Raw genomic sequence first — 19,626 nt, 5'->3', positions numbered from 1 at the left:
TATTTATAGAAAGTATTAATGAATACTCTCTAAAATACAAAGGGATAAAGCACTAATTCTCGTCTTATTTTTGATAATGTGTCGCGGTACTTTGAGATAGCTCTACGATCACTTTCACAGCAAGCTCCATACCCTGAACCGTGATGAATTCATGGATGCCGTGGAAATTGTAGCCACCCGTGAAAATATTCGGACATGGTAGCCCCATGAACGAGAGCCGCGCGCCATCCGTACCGCCTCGAATTGGCTTGATCATCGGCTCTACGTCGCACGTGATCATCGCCTGTTTTGCCAACTCAATAATGTGCTGATGTGGTTCCACCATCTCTTTCATATTGAAATAGCTGTCAGTTAAAACCAGCTCCACGCGGCCTTTCTCTAAACGGCTATTTAGCTCATCGACTTTTTGCTGCATGAACGCTTTACGCTGCTCTACGCCCTCACGCTCAAAATCACGAATAATGTAACCAAGCTCTGAACGCGCGACACCCATCTCAGCTGATTTGAGATGGTAGAAACCTTCATAACCTTCAGTGCATTCAGGCGTCTCTTCTGCTGGCATCATAAGTTGGAATTGTGCGGCGATGTTCATCGCATTGACCATCTTGCCTTTCGCTGTCCCCGGGTGCACGTTCACCCCGTGGCAGATAACATCAGCACTCGAGGCGTTAAAGTTCTCAAACTCCAGCTCACCTACTGGACCACCATCAATGGTGTAAGCCCACTCAGCACCAAACTTTTCAACATTGAACAAGTCTGCGCCACGTCCAATCTCCTCATCGGGAGTAAAGCCAATGCAAATATCGCCGTGCTTTAGCTCAGGGTTAGCTTTAAGAAACGCGATTGCAGAAATAATCTCAGCAATCCCCGCCTTATTGTCAGCACCCAGTAGCGTCGTGCCGTCAGTCGTAATTAAATCGTGGCCACGCAACGCGTTGAGATCGGGGTATTGCTCTGGGTCTAAACATTCTCCGCTACTACCCAGTTGCACCACACCACCTTGATAATCACAAATGACTTGAGGTTTTACATTAGCTCCAGATGCATCAGGGGCGGTATCCATATGCGCGACAAAACCAATCGCAGGTACTGGAAAATCAACATTCGACGGCAGTTTCGCCATTAAGTAACCATTACTATCTAGGCTCACATCACTCAACCCTAATGCAATCAACTCTTCTTTAAGTGCCTCAGCAAAGGTCATTTGCCCACTAGAACTCGGGCACTGTGCATTCGAAGGATTCGACTGGGTATCAAAGGTCACGTACTTAAGAAAACGTTCAACTAACTGTTCCATAACTTGTTCTCACCATGGATTTAACTAACTGATTCATCAACATAATTATGATTCGAATAGACTAAGATTTGAGAAAGATAGTCTTGAAGCGTTGATGTGTGAACGCTCATCTTACGCCCCTAAAGGATGAGTAATTTGCTCTAAATCATTTTTCTGCGAAATGATCTGGGCTTCCTATACTTGAAATTAGAGGGTTTCGTCAGTTACTTATTGCAAGAGGATGATAAACGGTCGTTTTGTTCGCATTCTACGCCCTCTGCTCTCAGCCTAAAAAAAGAACAAAACGGATGATGATCACAGTTTATCCTTCGAGCAAACTATGTCATACGTTACATGAGGGTTCGATTATGACTATCAATAAGTACTTTGTTTTTGCTCCTCAAGCGACTGAGGAACAAGTTAAAACGGCATCGACAGACAAAGAATCTCAAAGACTGGAAGCTTTAAGACAGGTTCAGCAACAAGGTGGAATGAACGCGGAAGACTAAAATAGGTCCAAGTCGATCATCCACTTAGAGCCGTATCACGCCCTGATACCTCCCTGCAGGGCGTTAGTTTCTCTATCTACAGGTCCAATCTTGACACCTTTTATCTAAGTTAATTTACGCTCACGCGTGTTCGCTCTGCTATTCATTCAACTACTCTCTCCTTCGTGAAAAACCGTACCCCAACGTGCTTTTTTATGTTACTAATTTGTATTCCAACTCACGCCACCCGCTATTTTTTTCGTCAAAACTCTCATCTGCGGTGGACGTATAACAATAGGAATCCAGTAACCAATGGAATATTCAAAGTTAGGAAGCAGCCAAATTCCTGTTTCTCGTATCTGCCTTGGTAGCATGACATGGGGCCTGCAAAATACTCAACAGCAAGCCGACCAACAGATCGAGTACGCCCTGAGCCAAGGGATAAACTTCATCGATACCGCAGAGATGTATGCGGTACCGCCATCCCCAGAAACTTACGGAAAGACAGAAGAGATTATTGGCGACTGGTTATCACGTAACCCACAACGCCGTGGTGAGTTGATCATCGCGACCAAGATTGCAGGAGCTGGTCTGCCTTGGGTTCGCGGTGGCGGCCCTATTACTGGAGAAGCCGTTATTGCTGCGGTCGACACATCACTGAAGCGACTCAACACAGATTATATCGACCTCTACCAACTGCACTGGCCAAATCGCACTACACCGCATTTCGGTAAGCACTTCCCGGGACATATTTCATTTAGCGATGTTGACCGCCAAGAGCACGAAAATCAGATGCTTGAGATCTTACAAGCGCTAGCGAGCTGCATTAAAGCCGGTAAGATTCGCCACTGCGGTCTATCAGACGACACGACTTGGGGCATCAATACTTACCTGAAACTCAGTGATAAGCATGACCTACCTCGTATGGTATCGATTCAAAATGAGTTCAGCCTCCTGCATGCTAAAGATTGGCCGTACTTAATTGAAAACTGCGTTCACGAAGACATTGCATACCTACCGTGGTCCCCACTTGCTGCGGGTATGCTTAGCGGCAAATACATTGATGGCGCTCGCCCTGCAGGCAGTCGTTGGACTTACATGCAACGCAAAGGTATTTTCCGTGACACTGAAATAGCCAACTCTGCAGTCAAAGAGTACGTCGAAGTTGCCAAGACCCACGGGTTCACCCCAAGTCAACTTGCTCTGGCGTGGTGTAACCAAGTTGATGGCGTAACGTCGACGATTATTGGTGCAACCAACCTAGACCAGCTGAAAGAGAATGTGGCGGCATTCAGTAAACCACTTTCCGAAGAAGTACTGTCTGACATCAATACCGTATTTAGACGTTACCCAGTACCGTACTAATCCAGTATTCACCATACATGGCTAAGTGACATAAAAAGCGCATCGAAAGGTGCGCTTTTTGATTTTAAATAGTACGCAAGCGGCTCTCCCACTTTGTCTTCCCCAACCTTTGCTCTATAATGCGCGGGCTTATATCTAGGACAAAAACATGATTTCAAAAAACCAATTAAAACTCCTGCGCGCTTTAGGTCAAAAGAAACAACGTAAAGCACATGGTCTATTCCTTGTTCAAGGTGAAAAAAACGTACTTGAGCTTATGGATAGCGACCTTGTTGTGAAGAACGTGTTTGCAACGGCTGAGTTTCTGGCTCACAACCAAGCAGCATTGAAAGGGTTTGATTGTGTCGAAGCATCTTTAGATGATCTGACCAAAGCAAGCACACTGGTCAGCAACAATGCCGCTATTGCTGTGGTTGAAATCCCGTCTTTTGAACTACCTAAAGCAAGTGGATTGATGATCGCACTCGACGGCGTTTCAGATCCGGGTAACCTTGGTACCATTATTCGTGTTGCCGATTGGTATGGCATTAAGCACATTATTGCGAGCAGTGATTGTGCAGATCCGTACAACCCGAAAACTATCAGCGCGACTATGGGCAGTTTTGGTCGAGTTCAAGTTAGCCAAACTGACTTGCCAAGCTATCTTGAGCAAGCGAACCTGCCGGTTTACGGGGCATTCCTTGAAGGCGAGAGCGTTCACCGCACAGAGTTTGCGGCCAACGGCATTCTATTGATGGGCAGTGAGTCTCACGGCATTCGTGAGCACGCAGCAAAATTCGTAACGGACAAAATCACCATTCCAGCTTTTGGTGGTGCAGAGTCTTTGAATGTCGCGATGGCGACAGGGATTATCCTCGACAACATGCGTCGCCAGCATAGTTAATTTAACTCAACGACGTCCTCGTATCTCGTATCTCGTATCTCGTATCATGAGATAACAAAAAGGGTTGGCATTTTCATACCAACCCTCTAAATCATTCTGTTTTCTATTTCTCTAACATACCTAGCTTATCTGGCACGCCATTCCACTTTTCAGCTTCATCCATTGCAGGTTTCACTTCAGTCTGAACGGGCCACAGCTCTGCCAATTCGGCATTCAACTCAATGTAGATCTGCTGATCTTCAGGCACTTCATCTTCTTGATAGATGGCTTGGGCATCACATTCCGGCACACATAGGCCACAGTCAATACACTCAATCGGGTTGATTACCATGAAGTTTGGACCTTCATGAAATGCGTCTGCGGGACACACAGCCACACAGTCAGTGTATTTACATTGGATACAGTTATCGCCGACGACAAATGCCATGATGCTCTGCTCTTAAGTTAGTCAAAATTGAGGAATGGGGATAATACTCATCCCAAAGCAAAATTCAATATTATCTCAAGGGAATCTCACCCCAAATTCGCTTCTGCTTTCAATTTATTATGACAGAGAATTCAATTTCTCGTAAAATGCGCGCCATTGTGAGCGAAGCACTCTCTCAACGACTATGATGAGATCCGCAGTGCCAAGCTAAGACACCTATAAAACGAGACATCTATACATGATACGTTTAACCGAAATTAAACTTCCACTCGACCATGAAGAGCATGAGATCCAAGACGCGATTGAAGCGAAACTGGGCATCACTGCTGATCAGGTTATCTCTTTTAATATCTTTAAACGTGGCTACGATGCTCGTAAAAAAACAAAGATCCTTCTTATCTACACACTTGATGTCGCGGTAGAGAACGAAGAAGCGCTACTCGAAGAGTTCGTGAGCGACCCTCATGTAAAAGTAACGCCAGACATGGCTTACAAGTTTGTTGCTCAAGCTCCTGAGAATCTAACTGAGCGCCCTGTTGTTATTGGTTTTGGTCCATGTGGCCTATTCTCTGCACTTATCCTAGCGCAAAGCGGTTTCAAACCTATCGTTGTTGAGCGTGGTAAAGAAGTACGTGAACGAACTAAAGATACTTTTGGTTTCTGGCGCAAGCGTACGCTGAACACAGAATCAAACGTACAGTTCGGTGAAGGCGGTGCTGGTACGTTCTCTGACGGTAAGCTATACAGCCAAGTAAAAGATCCAAAACACTACGGTCGTAAAGTGATCGAAGAGTTTGTTGCAGCTGGTGCTCCAGAAGAAATCCTATACGTAAGTAAGCCGCACATCGGTACCTTTAAACTGGTTACCATGATCGAAAAGATGCGTGCGAAGATCATCGAACTTGGTGGCGAAATTCGTTTCAGCACACGTGTTGATGACATCCACATGGAAGATGGTCAAATCACAGGTCTAACGCTATCTAACGGTGAAGAGATTAAGTCTCGCCACGTTATCCTAGCGGTTGGTCACAGTGCTCGTGATACATTCGAAATGCTGCACGAACGCGGTGTTTACATGGAAGCGAAGCCATTCTCTGTCGGTTTCCGTATCGAGCACAAACAATCAATGATTGATGAAGCGCGTTTCGGTCCTAACGCTGGTAACCCAATTCTTGGCGCTGCGGACTACAAACTGGTTCACCACTGTAAGAATGGTCGCACGGTTTACAGCTTCTGTATGTGTCCGGGTGGTACTGTGGTTGCCGCTACTTCTGAAGAAGGCCGCGTTGTTACCAACGGCATGAGCCAATATTCACGTGCCGAGCGCAACGCAAACAGTGCGATCGTTGTAGGTATTGACCCTGAACGCGATTACCCAGGTGACCCACTAGCTGGCATCCGTTTCCAACGTGAATTGGAGACCGGTGCATACATTCTAGGTGGTGAAAACTACGATGCACCAGCACAGAAAATCGGTGACTTCTTGAAAGGTCGTGATCCGAGTGAGCTGGGTGACGTTCAACCATCATTCACTCCGGGTATCCACCTAACTGATATTTCTAAAGCACTGCCAGACTTTGCTATCGAAGCTATTCGTGAAGCAATCCCAGCGTTCGATAAGAAGATCAAAGGCTTTGCTAGTGCAGACGGCCTACTAACAGGTGTTGAGACTCGTACATCGTCTCCGGTTTGCATCAAACGTGGTAAAGATTACCAAAGCATCAACCTCAAAGGCTTCTTCCCGGCCGGTGAAGGTGCAGGTTACGCAGGTGGTATCTTGTCAGCAGGCATTGATGGTATTAAAGCAGCAGAAGCGCTGGCTTTATCTATGGCTGAACAGGCGTCTAACGAGAACGCTTAATCGCCAGCTTACTATTTCGATAAAAGGGCTCGCTGAGCCCTTTTATTTTTCCAGATTCAGTTAAAATAAAGTCGTTCGATGACTCTATTTTCATAAATACAGAGGCTCCTATGCCATTTTCCAAACTTGGATTAAGCTCCCCTATTGTTAAAGCCGTTAATGCACTCGGCTACGACAAGCCGACATCAATCCAAGAAAAAGCAATTCCTATTGTTTTTTCTGGTCGTAACCTTATCGCTGCAGCGCAAACCGGTACCGGTAAAACCGCGAGTTTTGTGTTGCCGATTTTGGAGATGTTAAGTAAAGGGACAACTCAGCGTAAAAAACGTATTCGTGCCGTGATCCTTGCACCAACGCGTGAACTAGCGGTTCAGGTTGATCGCAATATCAAAAAGTATGCAAAGCACCTAAACCTGACCTCATTAGCAATGTACGGTGGTGTTGAATACAAGCACCAAAAAGAACGCCTAATTGAAGGTGTTGATATCTTGGTTGCGACCCCAGGTCGCTTGATCGACATGTACGGTCAAAAAGCCGTGTACTTTGAAGAAGTAGAAGTATTAGTACTTGATGAAGCAGACCGCATGCTAGACATGGGCTTCATTGAAGACATCAACAAAATCATTGCACGCCTTCCTCAAGACGTACAAAACTTGCTGTTCTCAGCTACCTTATCTAACCCCGTTCGTGACCTTGCTAAGAGCGCTATTCAAGAAGCGGAAGAGATCTCAATTGCTAAGCACGCAGCATCAAAAGCCAACATCGAACAGTGGCTAGTGACGGTCGATAAAGACCGCAAATCAGCACTCTTGAGCCATATGATTCAGGAAGGAAATTGGGAACAAGCGTTAATCTTCATCGAGACTAAACACGGTGCAGCCAAACTGGTTTCTCAGTTGGAGAAACGTGGTATTCACGCAGAGTCATTCCACAGTGGCCGCAGCCAAGCGATTCGTGAAAAAGTCCTAGCAGACTTCAAGAAAGGAAAAGTACAGTTCCTTGTGGCAACAGGTGTCGCTGCTCGTGGTATCGATATCGACAACCTGACTCGCGTAGTCAACTACGACTTGCCGTTCCCGGCAGATGACTATGTACACCGTATCGGTCGTACTGGACGTGCAGATGCATCCGGTGAGGCGATTTCATTCCTTTCCAAAGATGACTTTAAAAATCTTTGTATCATCGAGAAGCGTCTCGGCCATTTGATTGAGCGTCGTGTGATTGAAGGGTTTGAGCCTCGTAAACCAGTACCAATTTCTGTGCTTAACTTCGTACCTAAGCACAAAAGAGAACAACAGAAGTAACGCATTCTGTAACGAAGCGAGGTCATAAGACTTCGCTTTTTTTTTCTTCTCGCGTGAAGGTAAGGAAGCAATATGATCACTCCAATTGCCGTAAGGCTGACCAGAGGCCAAGATCTCAAACAAGCAATTCAAAGTTTAGTCAAACAACACCAAATTTCAGCAGGCTCGATTGCCTCTTGTGTTGGCTGTGTGTCCTCTATCCGCCTTCGTTTAGCCAACGCTGACCATACTCTTGAAATCGAAGCACCGTTTGAGATTGTGTCAGTAATGGGGACTCTGACGCCCGACCACCAGCACATTCATATTTCACTCGCAGATGAAACAGGTAAAGTCATTGGCGGGCACCTACTGGAAGGCACAATCATCGCAACCACCGCTGAGCTTATCTTGCACACCTACCCAGATCTCACATTTACGCGCGAACATGACGAGTCGACCGGATATACCGAACTTGTCATCAAATAAAATTGTCGCTAAGCCACTTTCATCAGGAATTACTATGCCATCTCCTTCTGCCCACTCAGTTATCGTACTCGACTTCGAGACCACAGGTCTGTCTCCCAACATGGGCGACCGCGCTATTGAAATTGGTGCTGTTAAGTTAGTAAACGGCGAAGTCGTCGATACGTTTCAGCAGTTGATGAACCCAGGTTTTCGAGTCAGCAGTTTTATTGAGGGCTACACAGGCATTACCAATAACATGTTAAGGCTTGCACCAAGCTGTGAAGAGGTTATGAGTGAGTTCGCAGACTTTATCCAAGGCAGCCATTTGGTGGCACACAACGCCTCTTTTGATAAGCGTTTTTTAGATGCCGAGCTTGAGCTGGTTAGTAAAGGTTATGATGGGCAATTCGCGTGCTCGATGTTGATCGCGCGCCGTTTAATCCAAGATGCACCAACACATAAGCTAGGCGATCTAGTACGATACAAGCAGATCGAAAACGATGGTACCTTTCACCGAGCGTTAGCAGACTCGGAGATGACAGCCAAACTGTGGCTAGTGATGTTAGAAGAGCTTCACTCTCATCACGGTATCACCAACCCAGACTTTGCCCTAATGCAGAAAATCTCGAAAACAAGCAAAGCAGCGGTACGACAACTGTTAGAGAAGCAAGACATATATAGGCATTAATTACTTTTGCAAATCGATCAAAGTCGATTTAAGAGTGCCCAGTTCATCCATGAAATGCTGCCATTGAGTGTCACTACTCGTCTTGGCTATTTGTACCAGATATTTGGCCGATATTTGATTATTGGTTTTAAGCTTCTGAGGAAGCGTATCTGGATAATAGGAGGCGTTGTCGAGCAACAATTGCATCATCGTCATTTGCACAAACGGCAAGTCGACTTTTTTCTCCACCAAATCTGATACGGCTTGATAAGTATTCTTCTGGTATTGGAACCAATCTTGATTAGTATTTACCCACTCGTCAGCCCAGTTTTTAATGATGGTATTCTGTTCTGAGTTTATTTCTCCTAACCAACGTTCCATTCTTTTTTTCAGTCGCTCCGAATAGAATTCACGCGCTTGTTTATCATCTAATGACAAACGCTCATCATAATATTCCTGTTGTTTCGCTTTGAAGTTTTTTAAGAATTCTTGATCCTGTTCTGGCGACAACTGTAAACTCAACGCGTATATATCTGGCGAAAATTTCGTCACAACAGTTCGAATATGCGTTCTAATTTCATTACCCTGCTGCCCAATAAAATCAGCGGTGATCGTTTGCCGCTTTTGCGCCTGAATGTTATTGATTTGGCGAATATATAAAGGCAGTTGAGTGGATTTATGCCACTGCTGTAGCCCTTCCAATCGATTCTCAAGCTCAGATTCTTGCGTTGAACTCAGCGGCACTAGATCGTCAATATACGAGATAATAAACCAATCAATATTGTTGTATGCAAACTTAGTCGCACATCCGAATGTGGCAAGGCTTACCAATATTACCGCCAAATATCGATGAAATTTCATACAAGCTACTCTATCCATAACATTGACTCACAGAAAGTTTAGATTGTTGTGCTTCATTTGGTGGGATTTATAAAGAAATTGAGAGATGAACTTGCCAAGTTCTCTATTTGGGTAAATGATTAAAATAAAATAATTGTTGGCAGTGATGAATTTCGTAATTTATTGACCACTTGATAAGCAACTATACATACAAAAAGGTATGATATTTGCATAAAATATCGCAGGTTAGTATTTGGGAGGCAATCTATGGCCGCTATTCCTCATTATTCGAGCGAGATAGAATATGAGCTTTGCTATTTTGAAGATGGAAAAATAACCACAGTAAGGATATTAGCGAACAATCGTCAGGAAGCTATGAACTGGTATCTTGGTGAGGGTAAGCATATCAATGATCTCTATTCTATTCGCCCAGATGAATAGAGCTGTGTGGATAGTCTTAACGGCACTTTGAAATCAGAGTGCCGTTAGGGCGTCATAAGAACTTTGGCGTTCGAATTACTTAAGAATTCGAGCTCGGAACTGTCTTCCCTTCATCTTTCCAGATTCAATCTTACGCAACGCTTTCTTAGCCACCGACTTTTCAACAGCCACATACGCACGCATTGGGAAAAGGTTAATCTTACCTACCGACTTACCCTCAATACCACCTTGGCCTGTTAGTGCACCTAGGATGTCACCCGCACGTAACTTCGCCTTCTTACCGCCATCAATCTGAATCGTCACCATATTTGAGTAATATGGCTTCGCAACCGGTTTTTCCGGTAATTCAGATGGCTCAATCGGCATATCCATGTACTCATCGATTTGAGCAACACGGTACATCTCTTTTTCACTAAAGAAGCTACAAGCAACACCTTTACTGCCTGCACGGCCAGTACGACCAATTCGGTGTACGTGAACTTCAGGGTCGCGAGACAACTCAAAGTTGAATACAGCATCTAGGTTATCAACATCAAGACCACGAGCCGCTACGTCTGTTGCCACTAGAATCGAGATACTTTTGTTTGAGAACTGAACCAACGCCTGATCACGTTCGCGTTGCTCCATATCGCCATGCAGTTCAATTACACTGAAACCACGATGTGCGAGCTCATCGGTTACGTTCTGAACTTCTTTCTTTGTATTACAGAAAACAACCGCAGACTCTGGTTGGTGATGAAGAAGCAACAGCTCTAGTGCATCATCACGCGCTTCTGTGCCTTCAAGCTTATAGAAATGCTGCTGGATACTTGAGTGATCGTGCGTCGACTCTACTTTCACCATTTCTGGGTTATTCATAATACGATCAGCAATAGACTTGATCTGTTTCGGGAACGTCGCACTAAACAGCAATGTTTGACGCTGTTTCGGCGCTGCATCGATCACCGCATCAATCGCATCTTGGAAGCCCATCTCTAGCATACGATCAGCTTCATCCAAAACCAATGTGTTCAGTTCAGATAGATCGATACGACCACGATCAAGGTGATCAAGAATACGACCAGGTGTACCCACAAGAATGTGCGCACCATGCTCTAAAGAACCAATTTGTGGCCCCATTGGCATTCCACCACAAAGCGTGAGTACTTTGATGTTATGGATACCACGCGCCAGTGTACGAATCTCTTTCGCCACTTGGTCAGCCAATTCACGCGTTGGGCATAACACCAATGATTGAACTCGGAAGCGCTTAACACGAAGGTTTTGCAGCACACCTAAACCAAAGGCAGCAGTTTTGCCTGAACCCGTTTTGCCTTGGCCGATGACATCTTTACCACCAAGGATAGAAGGCAAGCTCAGTGCTTGGATAGGTGTCATTTCGGTATAACCCAAAGAGTCCAGAGTTTGAATAAGTTCTGGTTTTAGGGCAATTGAAGAGAATTTTGCAGTGGTCACAGGACAATTCCAGCTAATGAAAAACAGAGTGCATTATGAGTGTTTTTAGAAAATATTCCACTCAATAGTAGCCATTGTTAATTTACTCATTAATAAAGAGAGTGAATGCATCTCAAATTTAAGACACACTCAGCGCCTCAATGCGTTATCGTACATCATTCTTAGTTGATAAATCAGAATATTAATCCAACAGGCATTGGTAAATTAAACATAAATCTCTTAGTAACGGGTTTACACTATTAGAACTGATTATAATTATTGTCATTATTGGAGCTATTGCCGCTGTGGCTGCACCAAGATTTCTTTCTAACGCCATAACGAAAAAGCCAGCTTTCGCAGCTGGCTTGTTTTATTGTACAGGGTTAAGTGTCAATCTAAGGCACACCGTGACCTTTCGAGGCTACCCAAACTCGATACCACTGCTCTCGTGTCAACTCGATGCTCAACGCATCAATCGCCGTTTGAACGCGCTCAATTTTTCCTGAGCCGATAATAGGCAATGGTTTTGATGGTAGACGGCGAACCCATGCATAGATCACTTGATCGATATTCGCAGCACCAATCTCTTTACGAATCGCTTCCAGCTCATTGCGAACTCTAACTGCTTGTTCGCTATTGCCTGTAAACAGTTCTCCACCAGCGAGACACGACCATGCCATTGGACGAATACGGTTCATCTGCAATTGATCGAGTGTGCCATCATGAGCCACTTCAAAGTTCAGTGGATTGATCTCTACTTGGTTGGTTACTAAAGGCTTACCCAAACGTGATTGTAAAAGCTCCAATTGGCGAGGCGTGAAATTTGACACACCAAAGTGCTTCACCTTACCGATCTTATAGAGCTCACTGAATGCCTCAGCGACTTCATCCGCATCCATCAATGCGTCTGGGCGGTGAATCAACAAAACGTCAATCTCATCAACACCGAGACGTTCTAATGAGTTATTCACCGACTGATAAATATGCTGGGCACTGGTGTCGTAATGATTGATTTTGCGGTCTGGAGTATGATCCCCACACAGATTAATGTCGCACTTAGTGACGATCTGAATCTGTTCACGAACACTTGGCTCTAAAGCGAGCGCTTCGCCGAACAGCTTCTCACATTGGTAGTTCCCATAAATATCTGCATGGTCTACTGTGGTAATGCCTAAGTCGATATGCTGTTTAAGAAAAGTGAGACGCTGTTGAGGAGTCATGCCCCATTCAGCCATACGCCAGTATCCTTGAACCAGCTCAGAAAAATCTGGGCCTTGTGGCGCGATTGTTACTTTTGCAACCATGGGTTATCTCCTATATCAGTAATAACCGTATCCTATGCTTATTTAATTATAGCCTCAAATTAATAAAGCCATCGCCGATAAGCTCCACTACAAAAATGTGAACTTCTTACAAAAACAGCCCAGAACAAGGCCAATGATGTTTACAGATTAACCATATTTCTAGTCAGCTCGATGACAATTTCTTGTTCTTCATGTCGCATCATTACCACTGCCGATTCATTCTCTGGCCAATACCAAACCATGGATTTACTACTAATTAATGCAGAGCCCGAAGAAGGCGTTGTGTTCAGAAAAGTAACCAGTGCTTGGTCGACACTTTGCGGGCTCTCACCTCGCAGCTTGGCTAACTCAAGTTCTTTCAAAACATCAAAAGTAATGCCGTTTATGGTTGCCGATTTCAGCTGTAATCCGTCTTTACGCAAATAGAGTTGAGCCTTGGTGTCATTCAACTTGGTATTAGGTAAAGAGAGTCGGGTTAATGACACCTTTCCCTCCATCAACGCGAGTTCAACAAACACCTTTAGATCATAGTAGTTTGTCTCATCACTACACAGCAGCGTTCCTTCTTCGTCACCGCAGTCAAACAGTTCAGCATCATGTACTAAACTCGCGGCATCTGGAGCGCTTATTTCATTGCTAAACACGGTGCGAAACCACCAAGACTCACTGGCTAAAGCCGAAAAACTAAATAGAAGGATAAAAGAGAGGCAAAAGTTCGAAATGAGTTTCATGAAGAAATCCTTGTCATAGAATCTTCGATTATACGTACATACAAGTAAATTAAGTACGAATCGCTAAATTGGAAGCAAAAAAAACGGGCATGCATGCCCGTCAGAGAAAATCACTTTGCTTAAATAACGTAATCCATCACGTTGAGAACCATTACACAAACAGGGTATCATTCTATATATTTAATTTCAACATACACGTAGCGACTTAATCTTCACCAAAAGAACGAATAACTTTCTAAAATTGAGCAAATAAATGACCATTTAGGAATAGACATCACTGTGCCGTGTAACTCGTTCAAGTATGATTTGCACCATTGTGGCCTAGGAATAACCTCCTAAATATCAATGACTTTACTAAATGGCCTTAAGCTATGACTTCTTCGATGATCAAATCGCGATGTCGAAAAATAGATTATCGAGGGCTAGTGACATTGATAGATCGCCACACGAATCAGGATATCAATTAAGGGAATAACATGAACCCAACTCAATACCTCAACCAGCTGAACAAAGACTACCTAGCTGTTCATCAGGAGAAAGAAGCTTTCTTTTGGGATACGTACATGGGCATTAGCGACGACCATGATGGGTCAACGCGCGCACAAACAGCATGGACTCAATTTCTCAGCAATGCAGACAAAATTGCTGAGGTTGAAGCGCAGCTGAATAAAGCGAATCAAACCCAAAATGACGAAGAGAAAAGTGCGACCGTAACAGGCCTTCAAGGTTGGTTAGCCACGTTCAAAGCTCATGCGATAGAGGGTGAGGATGCGCAAAAATTTAAATCTGAATTAATTGCGTTTGAAGCCGAACTGTTTGAGAAAAAACAGAACCACACCATGACCTACACCAATGAAGAAGGTGAACAAGTAGAAGGCTCGTTACCTGTGCTGGGTTCTTCTATTCGAAATAGTGCTAGTGAAGCTGTTCGTCGCTCTGCTCACCAAGCCTTACTTGACCTTGAACAGTGGTTGCTGGGCAACGGTTTCATTGAGCTGATCCAACAGAGAAATGCATTCGCTCGTTCGCTCGGTTTTAATAACTACTTCGACTACTCAGTTGTGAAAACCGAACAAATGACGACCGAAGAGCTGTTTGCCATTTTGGCTGACTTCGAGGTTCGCACTCGAGACAGCCACCTAAACAGCCTTAATAACTTGGCAAAAGAAAAAGGCGAATCTGCGCTCGCAGGTCATAACTTCACCTACTCTTTTGCAGGTGATGTGATGAATGAGCTAGACCCATACGTGCCTTTTTCACAATCACTTAGACGTTGGGTAGAATCTTTTGGGCGTCTTAATATCGAGTATTCCCAGGCGACACTTAAGCTCGATTTACTCGATAGAAAAGGCAAATACCCAAATGGTTTTTGTCACGGCCCTACGCCCTCTTTTTACGACCAAGATCAATGGGTGCCTGCACAAGTCAACTTCACCAGTAACGCCAAACCCGATCAAGTGGGCAGCGGTTTCGATGGTATCAATACGCTTTTCCATGAGGGAGGACATGCTGCGCACTTCGCCAATGTGAAGATGAACGCACCTTGCTTCTCACAAGAGTTTTCTCCAACCTCAATGGCTTATGCAGAAACTCAGTCGATGTTCTGTGACAGCCTACTGGATGACGCAGACTGGCTGAAGCAATATGCACTGAACGCAAAAGGCGAGCCTGTTCCGGATTCTTTGATCAAAGCGATGATCGACAGCAAACAACCGTTCAAGGCTTATCAAGAACGCTGTATTTTGGTTGTTCCGTACTTTGAACGTGCACTTTACCAGCTCGAAGACAGCGAGTTAACGCCGGAAAACATCACTCAACTTGCTCGTCGTACTGAGAAGGAAATCCTAGGGTTAGAATCAAGCCCTCGCCCATTGATGGCGATCCCTCACCTACTTTCTGACGAAGCAGCCTGTGCTTACCAAGGTTACTTACTGGCACACATGGCGGTTTATCAAACGCGCGCTTACTTCACTGACAAACTTGGCTACCTAACCGATAACCCAGAGATTGGACCTTTGCTTGCTAAGCATTACTGGCATGATGGAAACCGTGTTAATCACAACACCACCATCGAGCGTCTTACTGGAGAAGGCTTTAATGCTAAATACCTAGCCGACGCGTGTAATTTAACCAGCGCTCAAGCTTGGCAAATCGAGCAAGATAAGATTGCTGCACTTTCGACACGAGAGAGAGCATCGGCTAGCAGCCTCAACGCTCAAATTAGTATTGTTGATGGCGCCTTTGAGATCGCTAACAACCAAAAGTCAGACGAAATGATGCTAGAAGCGTTTGAAGGCTATATAGCCGACAAATACCACGCTTAATCAATGTATATGAAGCGGTAACATTCGCCACATATCATCCAAAAAAGCCGCTCTATTAGAGTTCTAATCGAACAGAATCTAAATAGAGCGGCTTATTTATTGTGGTTCTACGTTTGCAGTTGCCGAAATGAGTGGCGTGAGAACAACACACAACCAATGCTGAGATTGATTGTTGTTCCTATCGCGCTAAAAAGGGACGGCACAGCGCAACTTCGCAGATACAATAAACTAGGCTAGTGTCATTAATTCATCTTCATGGTAAGTGATTTCAACCGAATCAATGTTTCTTAACGACTTACGGTGAATACCATACACCTTTCCTGACAACACAATGTAATAGTGCTTTGTTTTGAGCAGCTCATAGGCTGCTTCAAGTGAATCTACATATACCTTGTTTTGAAGGTCTTGTGGGCGTGAGCCAGGTACTCGCCCTACTTTGCGGGCCAGCTCATATTTGCCTTCACGATTTGGATTGCAGGTAAACAGTGTAGGGTTTCCATAAATCACCCCCTGCGCTGTTATGCTTTTGATCATTGGTCACTCTCAGAATTATAGAGACGCAAAAAAGCCACCTCGATAAAGAAGTGGCGATTTATTGTAAACAGTGGATAGCTTATTAAGCACGAGAATAGCCAGAGAAAGACCGGGCAAGCTTTCTCTGATTAACGAACTTAGAAGTAGTAGTAAGCCGCTGCAAATACGTGAGTTTCCTCATCGTATTGATTATTTGTGCCTGCGATACGAGCGCCTTCAAAGTCTTGTTTGATATCGATACCCATGTCGGCGTTATCAGAGATGCGGTACATTGCAGCAACGTTGATGTAAGAAGAGTCAACATCCGATAGGCTGTCTTCTTCGTTCGTGTTGAACGCGTAACCTGCAGCGATTGTTAGGTCTTCAGATAGCGTGTAGCCACCAGAGAAGTAGAAACCAGTGTTCTTCATCTCGTCGTTCTGATCAATCCAAGAGTTTAGACCAAGTTTCATTGAGCCTAGCTTCATGTTGCCTGATAGAGAGTAAACTTCATAGTCTTTCTCATCATCACGAGTTTCGTAACCTGCGTATACGCTGAATACTTCTTGCTCAAGGCCGATGTAACCATTCACGCCTTTGTCTGCATCGTTGTGATCGTCTTCAGTCTCGAAGTAAGAGATAGCGTAAGCAAAACCGTTGGTTGCACCTTGGAACTTAACTACGTTGAACGCATCTGATGCATCACCAGCAGAAGCACCGAACTCATAAGTTGTATCGCCAGCGCCATCAACTTTATCTAGAGCTGTGTCGTTCTCCCAACCGAAAGACGCGATACCGTAGCCAGTATCAAAACCGATCCATGCTTTATCAACGTGCGTTGCAGGACCAGTGTCGATGCCGTTAACCCAACCAGAAGTTGCAGCGTCAGCATTCGCAACATTGTTGTCTGTTGTGTAGTTAAGCATTAGGTCTGTTTCTACGTAAGCCACAACGCGGTTATTGCGGTAATTAAGAGCCAGAGTTAGGCCTGTTGCCCAATCGTCATAGAATGCTTTTGAACCTGTATCGTAGTAACCACCCACACCGAAAGAACCAGATACTGAGAACTGATCTTTGTGCATTGGATTAAACGCGAACATTTCTTCGTTTTGGCTATTTTGGCTGCTTGTGCTTACCGCAAACGCAGAGCTAGAGATGCTTGCAATCGCAAGAGCAATGAGTGTTTTTTTCATGGTGACCACTACCTATATGTTGTGTTTGTTAAGTCTTTTATCAGCAAGACTTTTGGTGTGGCGCCATTCTCATTAAATTTCATTCAGCGAGGTACCGTAAATTTACGGCATTTCATAATTCCCCTGAATTTTATTTGAACTCTATATATCGAGCTTAGGTTACATTTTAATTCCGAAACTGAGTGTAAATGCGATGTCGATGCTGTTATTCATATTACGAATATTATTAGTTTTCAAAACCTCAACCACTACGTAAACACACCTCGTAATTGTCGAAAAGACAGCGTCAAAAAGGTCACTTTTTGATGATCTAAGTTGGATACAAACTATAGTTAGGTAAATAGTTTGCCTTAAAAAGTTAACCTAAGATTTATGCAGTACATTTACTGCTTTGCATTTATGCTGTTTTTTTATAAATCGCCGCGTGTTATAAATACGCCAATTGAACAGTGTACATTATCACTGAGTACTCTCTTGAAATTGATATGGCTATACCCGGTATACACATGGATACAAACAAAAAGAGCTTCGAACAATTAGTTATGGAGCAATCGTCTGCGCTAATTAACTGTGACCCTTCCAATTTTAATCGTGCTTGGTCAGAGGCTGGTTTCGACGTGCTTGATTGGTTTGACATCGATAGACTGACTCTGTTTCCAAACTCTATGGTTTGTCTAGAAGAAGGCAAAACTTGCTCTGTATCTAAGCAACATATCCCGTCCATCAATAAGAACTTGTTTGTGGGTGGTAATCACCATGAGTACCTCAAATTACTCAAAACACCCAAAACTTATCTCACGTTCAACGAGCATGAGATGGCCAACAGCGGCAACTTTGTTTTGAAGCAGCTGCATAATGAAGGGGGAAGATGGCACTGCATTATCCCATTGCAACTTTTTGGACAGCGTTGGGGGGCACTATCATTTAGCAACTTCCACGATCCCTCAAGAAAGCTCGCTCAAGACGACATACAACGTCTTAAATTGATTTGTGAGATCTGGCTCTGTTACTGGCAGCACTCAACGTTGGCGCGTTCATTGAAACAGAGTGAAACTTGCCTGCAAGACGACAGTGACAAGCTGCTTTTGTTATCGAAGAAACAATCCCGAGTGCTAGCATTAATCGCTCAGGGCCATAGCGCCAAAGAGTGTGCCGAGAAGCTCCATTTGAGCCCACGAACCATTGAGTCTCATAAGTACCGAATGCTCGGATTACTTGGCCTAGATAATCATATCGAGTTGACTCAATTCGCATTGAGAAACGGGCTCGGCATTGTCGAAAACTCTTGCGCTATTCGTTAGAGCCATCAACCTCGGAGAGTGCGAATTTAATTTCATCTGAAGAGAAACCTTTACGAGAGAGCATAGCGTATGCCTTTGCTCGCTCTTTATGATCATTCACGTCGTAAGACTTCTTTTGAAGTTGTTCTAAACAGCTTGAATAGAAGTCCAGTTGCTCTTCATTGATCAGCCTATCGATGAGTTCGTTGATACCATCAGTATCAATCTGACGTTGCTTGAGCTCTTGTTTGATGGCAGTTAGCCCTTTGCCTTTACGCGCGTACTTTAAAACCTCTTTTTCTAAATCAGCCTTTTCTGCCTTGATTTGAATATTGGTTTTCAGATTCGAACTACTTGGATGCTGATCAATGGCAATCTTGACCTGTTGATAGCTAAATCCTCGCTTCTGCAAGGTCGCAACCAGCTTTTCTCTGCTGATATTAAACTCAGTGTAATAGCTATTGATCCGCTCATTGAGTAGCCCCTGCTCATCGATATTCTTGTCAGCTTTGACTTTATGGATAGCATCATAAATCTCTGATTCTTTTAGTCCTTTCTTCTTCAATTTTTCGAGAATATAGGACGACCCGAACTCGCCAAAAAAGGACTGTTCGACAAACTGTTCAGCGAAATCCTGATTCGATTTCAAATACCCAAAATCACGAAGTCGCTGCAGAACTTCATCAATCCACTCTTGGTTATCCGTTTTTACCTTTAGCTTAGAGATAAGTTCATGTTCAGTCATATCTCGCTGAGTGAGGTGCCACATCGCAGAGTTCATGACACTCTCAATGCGGGTCGCTTTTCTGATTCGTGGTTTCTGGTCTGGGTTATCCATGTCGCTATTCTTC

19 protein-coding genes are annotated in these 19,626 nt (G+C 44.2%); 10 read left to right on the top strand and 9 right to left on the bottom strand.

The window, feature by feature from the left end:
• Positions 1 to 64: 64 nt before the first annotated feature.
• Entirely contained in the window at positions 65 to 1,297 is a 1,233-nt protein-coding gene (gene pepT, locus L1D60_RS03185) for a peptidase T (RefSeq protein WP_239839705.1), read from the bottom strand.
• Between the two features lie 347 nt (positions 1,298 to 1,644).
• Here pepT and L1D60_RS03180 point away from each other — a divergent pair, with 347 nt between their 5' ends.
• The 3 genes from L1D60_RS03180 to L1D60_RS03170 all read left to right on the top strand — a co-directional run bounded on the left by L1D60_RS03180 (position 1,645) and on the right by L1D60_RS03170 (position 4,012).
• Positions 1,645 to 1,785 carry a hypothetical protein gene (locus L1D60_RS03180; protein ID WP_239839704.1) on the top strand — a complete coding sequence of 47 codons (141 nt, stop codon included), beginning with the start codon at positions 1,645 to 1,647 and terminating at the stop codon, positions 1,783 to 1,785.
• 291 nt (positions 1,786 to 2,076) lie between these two features.
• Positions 2,077 to 3,129 carry an aldo/keto reductase gene (locus L1D60_RS03175; RefSeq protein ID WP_275665577.1) on the top strand — a complete coding sequence of 351 codons (1,053 nt, stop codon included), beginning with the start codon at positions 2,077 to 2,079 and terminating at the stop codon, positions 3,127 to 3,129.
• Between the two features lie 148 nt (positions 3,130 to 3,277).
• The gene (locus tag L1D60_RS03170; protein ID WP_239839703.1) at positions 3,278 to 4,012 is read left to right on the top strand and encodes an RNA methyltransferase; all 735 of its coding nucleotides are present in this window, start codon (positions 3,278 to 3,280) and stop codon (positions 4,010 to 4,012) included.
• 103 nt (positions 4,013 to 4,115) lie between these two features.
• On the opposite strand, the gene fdxA is transcribed toward L1D60_RS03170, so the two are convergent.
• A complete protein-coding gene (gene fdxA / locus L1D60_RS03165; RefSeq protein ID WP_239839702.1) occupies positions 4,116 to 4,439 on the bottom strand; it encodes a ferredoxin FdxA in 324 nt (107 codons plus the stop codon).
• 238 nt (positions 4,440 to 4,677) lie between these two features.
• On the opposite strand from fdxA, the gene L1D60_RS03160 reads away from it, so the two are divergent.
• From L1D60_RS03160 to L1D60_RS03145, 4 genes are all read left to right on the top strand, one after another.
• Positions 4,678 to 6,300 (top strand): NAD(P)/FAD-dependent oxidoreductase, encoded by a 1,623-nt coding sequence (locus L1D60_RS03160; protein WP_239839701.1) that lies wholly within the window; start codon positions 4,678 to 4,680, stop codon positions 6,298 to 6,300.
• A gap of 110 nt (positions 6,301 to 6,410) precedes the next feature.
• A complete protein-coding gene (locus L1D60_RS03155; RefSeq protein ID WP_239839700.1) occupies positions 6,411 to 7,604 on the top strand; it encodes a DEAD/DEAH box helicase in 1,194 nt (397 codons plus the stop codon).
• Positions 7,605 to 7,676: 72 nt separating this feature from the next.
• On the top strand, positions 7,677 to 8,069 hold the full coding sequence (locus tag L1D60_RS03150) for a PPC domain-containing DNA-binding protein (RefSeq protein ID WP_239839699.1): 393 nt from the start codon (positions 7,677 to 7,679) through the stop codon (positions 8,067 to 8,069).
• Positions 8,070 to 8,103: 34 nt separating this feature from the next.
• Entirely contained in the window at positions 8,104 to 8,736 is a 633-nt protein-coding gene (locus L1D60_RS03145; protein WP_239839698.1) for a 3'-5' exonuclease, read from the top strand.
• Here the strand turns inward: L1D60_RS03145 and L1D60_RS03140 are convergent, their stop codons facing one another.
• A complete protein-coding gene (locus tag L1D60_RS03140; protein ID WP_239840440.1) occupies positions 8,737 to 9,576 on the bottom strand; it encodes a DUF6279 family lipoprotein in 840 nt (279 codons plus the stop codon).
• Between the two features lie 246 nt (positions 9,577 to 9,822).
• Between L1D60_RS03140 and L1D60_RS03135 the strand changes: the two genes are divergently transcribed.
• Positions 9,823 to 9,996, top strand: coding sequence for a hypothetical protein (locus L1D60_RS03135; RefSeq protein ID WP_032550409.1), 174 nt, complete (start codon positions 9,823 to 9,825; stop codon positions 9,994 to 9,996).
• A gap of 75 nt (positions 9,997 to 10,071) precedes the next feature.
• On the opposite strand, the gene dbpA is transcribed toward L1D60_RS03135, so the two are convergent.
• The 3 genes from dbpA to L1D60_RS03120 form a co-directional block, all read right to left on the bottom strand.
• On the bottom strand, positions 10,072 to 11,451 hold the full coding sequence (dbpA, locus tag L1D60_RS03130; RefSeq protein WP_239839697.1) for an ATP-dependent RNA helicase DbpA: 1,380 nt from the start codon (positions 11,449 to 11,451) through the stop codon (positions 10,072 to 10,074).
• Positions 11,452 to 11,825: 374 nt separating this feature from the next.
• Positions 11,826 to 12,734 carry an aldo/keto reductase family oxidoreductase gene (locus tag L1D60_RS03125; RefSeq protein ID WP_239839696.1) on the bottom strand — a complete coding sequence of 303 codons (909 nt, stop codon included), beginning with the start codon at positions 12,732 to 12,734 and terminating at the stop codon, positions 11,826 to 11,828.
• Positions 12,735 to 12,874: 140 nt separating this feature from the next.
• Entirely contained in the window at positions 12,875 to 13,465 is a 591-nt protein-coding gene (locus L1D60_RS03120) for a hypothetical protein (protein WP_239839695.1), read from the bottom strand.
• A 476-nt stretch (positions 13,466 to 13,941) separates the two neighbouring features.
• On the opposite strand from L1D60_RS03120, the gene L1D60_RS03115 reads away from it, so the two are divergent.
• Positions 13,942 to 15,789: a M3 family metallopeptidase gene (locus tag L1D60_RS03115; RefSeq protein ID WP_239839694.1), complete on the top strand. Its 1,848-nt coding sequence runs from the start codon at positions 13,942 to 13,944 to the stop codon at positions 15,787 to 15,789.
• Between the two features lie 228 nt (positions 15,790 to 16,017).
• Here the strand turns inward: L1D60_RS03115 and L1D60_RS03110 are convergent, their stop codons facing one another.
• Positions 16,018 to 16,323, bottom strand: coding sequence for a hypothetical protein (locus tag L1D60_RS03110; protein ID WP_239839693.1), 306 nt, complete (start codon positions 16,321 to 16,323; stop codon positions 16,018 to 16,020).
• Positions 16,324 to 16,460: 137 nt separating this feature from the next.
• Positions 16,461 to 17,495 (bottom strand): porin, encoded by a 1,035-nt coding sequence (locus tag L1D60_RS03105; RefSeq protein ID WP_239839692.1) that lies wholly within the window; start codon positions 17,493 to 17,495, stop codon positions 16,461 to 16,463.
• Between the two features lie 506 nt (positions 17,496 to 18,001).
• On the opposite strand from L1D60_RS03105, the gene L1D60_RS03100 reads away from it, so the two are divergent.
• A complete protein-coding gene (locus L1D60_RS03100) occupies positions 18,002 to 18,796 on the top strand; it encodes a LuxR C-terminal-related transcriptional regulator (protein ID WP_239839691.1) in 795 nt (264 codons plus the stop codon).
• Here L1D60_RS03100 and L1D60_RS03095 read toward each other — a convergent pair.
• Entirely contained in the window at positions 18,786 to 19,556 is a 771-nt protein-coding gene (locus L1D60_RS03095) for a RecX family transcriptional regulator (RefSeq protein ID WP_239840439.1), read from the bottom strand. The genes L1D60_RS03100 and L1D60_RS03095 overlap by 11 nt on opposite strands.
• Positions 19,557 to 19,626 lie beyond the last annotated feature (70 nt).

The sequence above is a fragment of the Vibrio sp. Isolate30 genome (assembly GCF_022397975.1).
GTDB classification, from domain to species: Bacteria; Pseudomonadota; Gammaproteobacteria; order Enterobacterales; family Vibrionaceae; genus Vibrio; species Vibrio fortis.
Note: the sequence above shows the minus strand (reverse complement) of the source record. Positions and strands in the feature narration are given on the sequence as shown.

What these genes read in the sequence shown, in the direction of transcription:
- pepT (WP_239839705.1), bottom strand. Translation starts at nt 1,297, where the DNA reads ATGGAACAGTTAGTTGAACGTTTTCTTAAGTACGTGACCTTTGATACC.
- L1D60_RS03180 (WP_239839704.1), top strand. Translation starts at nt 1,645, where the DNA reads ATGACTATCAATAAGTACTTTGTTTTTGCTCCTCAAGCGACTGAGGAA.
- L1D60_RS03175 (WP_275665577.1), top strand. Translation starts at nt 2,077, where the DNA reads ATGGAATATTCAAAGTTAGGAAGCAGCCAAATTCCTGTTTCTCGTATC.
- L1D60_RS03170 (WP_239839703.1), top strand. Translation starts at nt 3,278, where the DNA reads ATGATTTCAAAAAACCAATTAAAACTCCTGCGCGCTTTAGGTCAAAAG.
- fdxA (WP_239839702.1), bottom strand. Translation starts at nt 4,439, where the DNA reads ATGGCATTTGTCGTCGGCGATAACTGTATCCAATGTAAATACACTGAC.
- L1D60_RS03160 (WP_239839701.1), top strand. Translation starts at nt 4,678, where the DNA reads ATGATACGTTTAACCGAAATTAAACTTCCACTCGACCATGAAGAGCAT.
- L1D60_RS03155 (WP_239839700.1), top strand. Translation starts at nt 6,411, where the DNA reads ATGCCATTTTCCAAACTTGGATTAAGCTCCCCTATTGTTAAAGCCGTT.
- L1D60_RS03150 (WP_239839699.1), top strand. Translation starts at nt 7,677, where the DNA reads ATGATCACTCCAATTGCCGTAAGGCTGACCAGAGGCCAAGATCTCAAA.
- L1D60_RS03145 (WP_239839698.1), top strand. Translation starts at nt 8,104, where the DNA reads ATGCCATCTCCTTCTGCCCACTCAGTTATCGTACTCGACTTCGAGACC.
- L1D60_RS03140 (WP_239840440.1), bottom strand. Translation starts at nt 9,576, where the DNA reads ATGAAATTTCATCGATATTTGGCGGTAATATTGGTAAGCCTTGCCACA.
- L1D60_RS03135 (WP_032550409.1), top strand. Translation starts at nt 9,823, where the DNA reads ATGGCCGCTATTCCTCATTATTCGAGCGAGATAGAATATGAGCTTTGC.
- L1D60_RS03125 (WP_239839696.1), bottom strand. Translation starts at nt 12,734, where the DNA reads ATGGTTGCAAAAGTAACAATCGCGCCACAAGGCCCAGATTTTTCTGAG.
- L1D60_RS03120 (WP_239839695.1), bottom strand. Translation starts at nt 13,465, where the DNA reads ATGAAACTCATTTCGAACTTTTGCCTCTCTTTTATCCTTCTATTTAGT.
- L1D60_RS03115 (WP_239839694.1), top strand. Translation starts at nt 13,942, where the DNA reads ATGAACCCAACTCAATACCTCAACCAGCTGAACAAAGACTACCTAGCT.
- L1D60_RS03110 (WP_239839693.1), bottom strand. Translation starts at nt 16,323, where the DNA reads ATGATCAAAAGCATAACAGCGCAGGGGGTGATTTATGGAAACCCTACA.
- L1D60_RS03105 (WP_239839692.1), bottom strand. Translation starts at nt 17,495, where the DNA reads ATGAAAAAAACACTCATTGCTCTTGCGATTGCAAGCATCTCTAGCTCT.
- L1D60_RS03100 (WP_239839691.1), top strand. Translation starts at nt 18,002, where the DNA reads ATGGATACAAACAAAAAGAGCTTCGAACAATTAGTTATGGAGCAATCG.
- L1D60_RS03095 (WP_239840439.1), bottom strand. Translation starts at nt 19,556, where the DNA reads ATGAACTCTGCGATGTGGCACCTCACTCAGCGAGATATGACTGAACAT.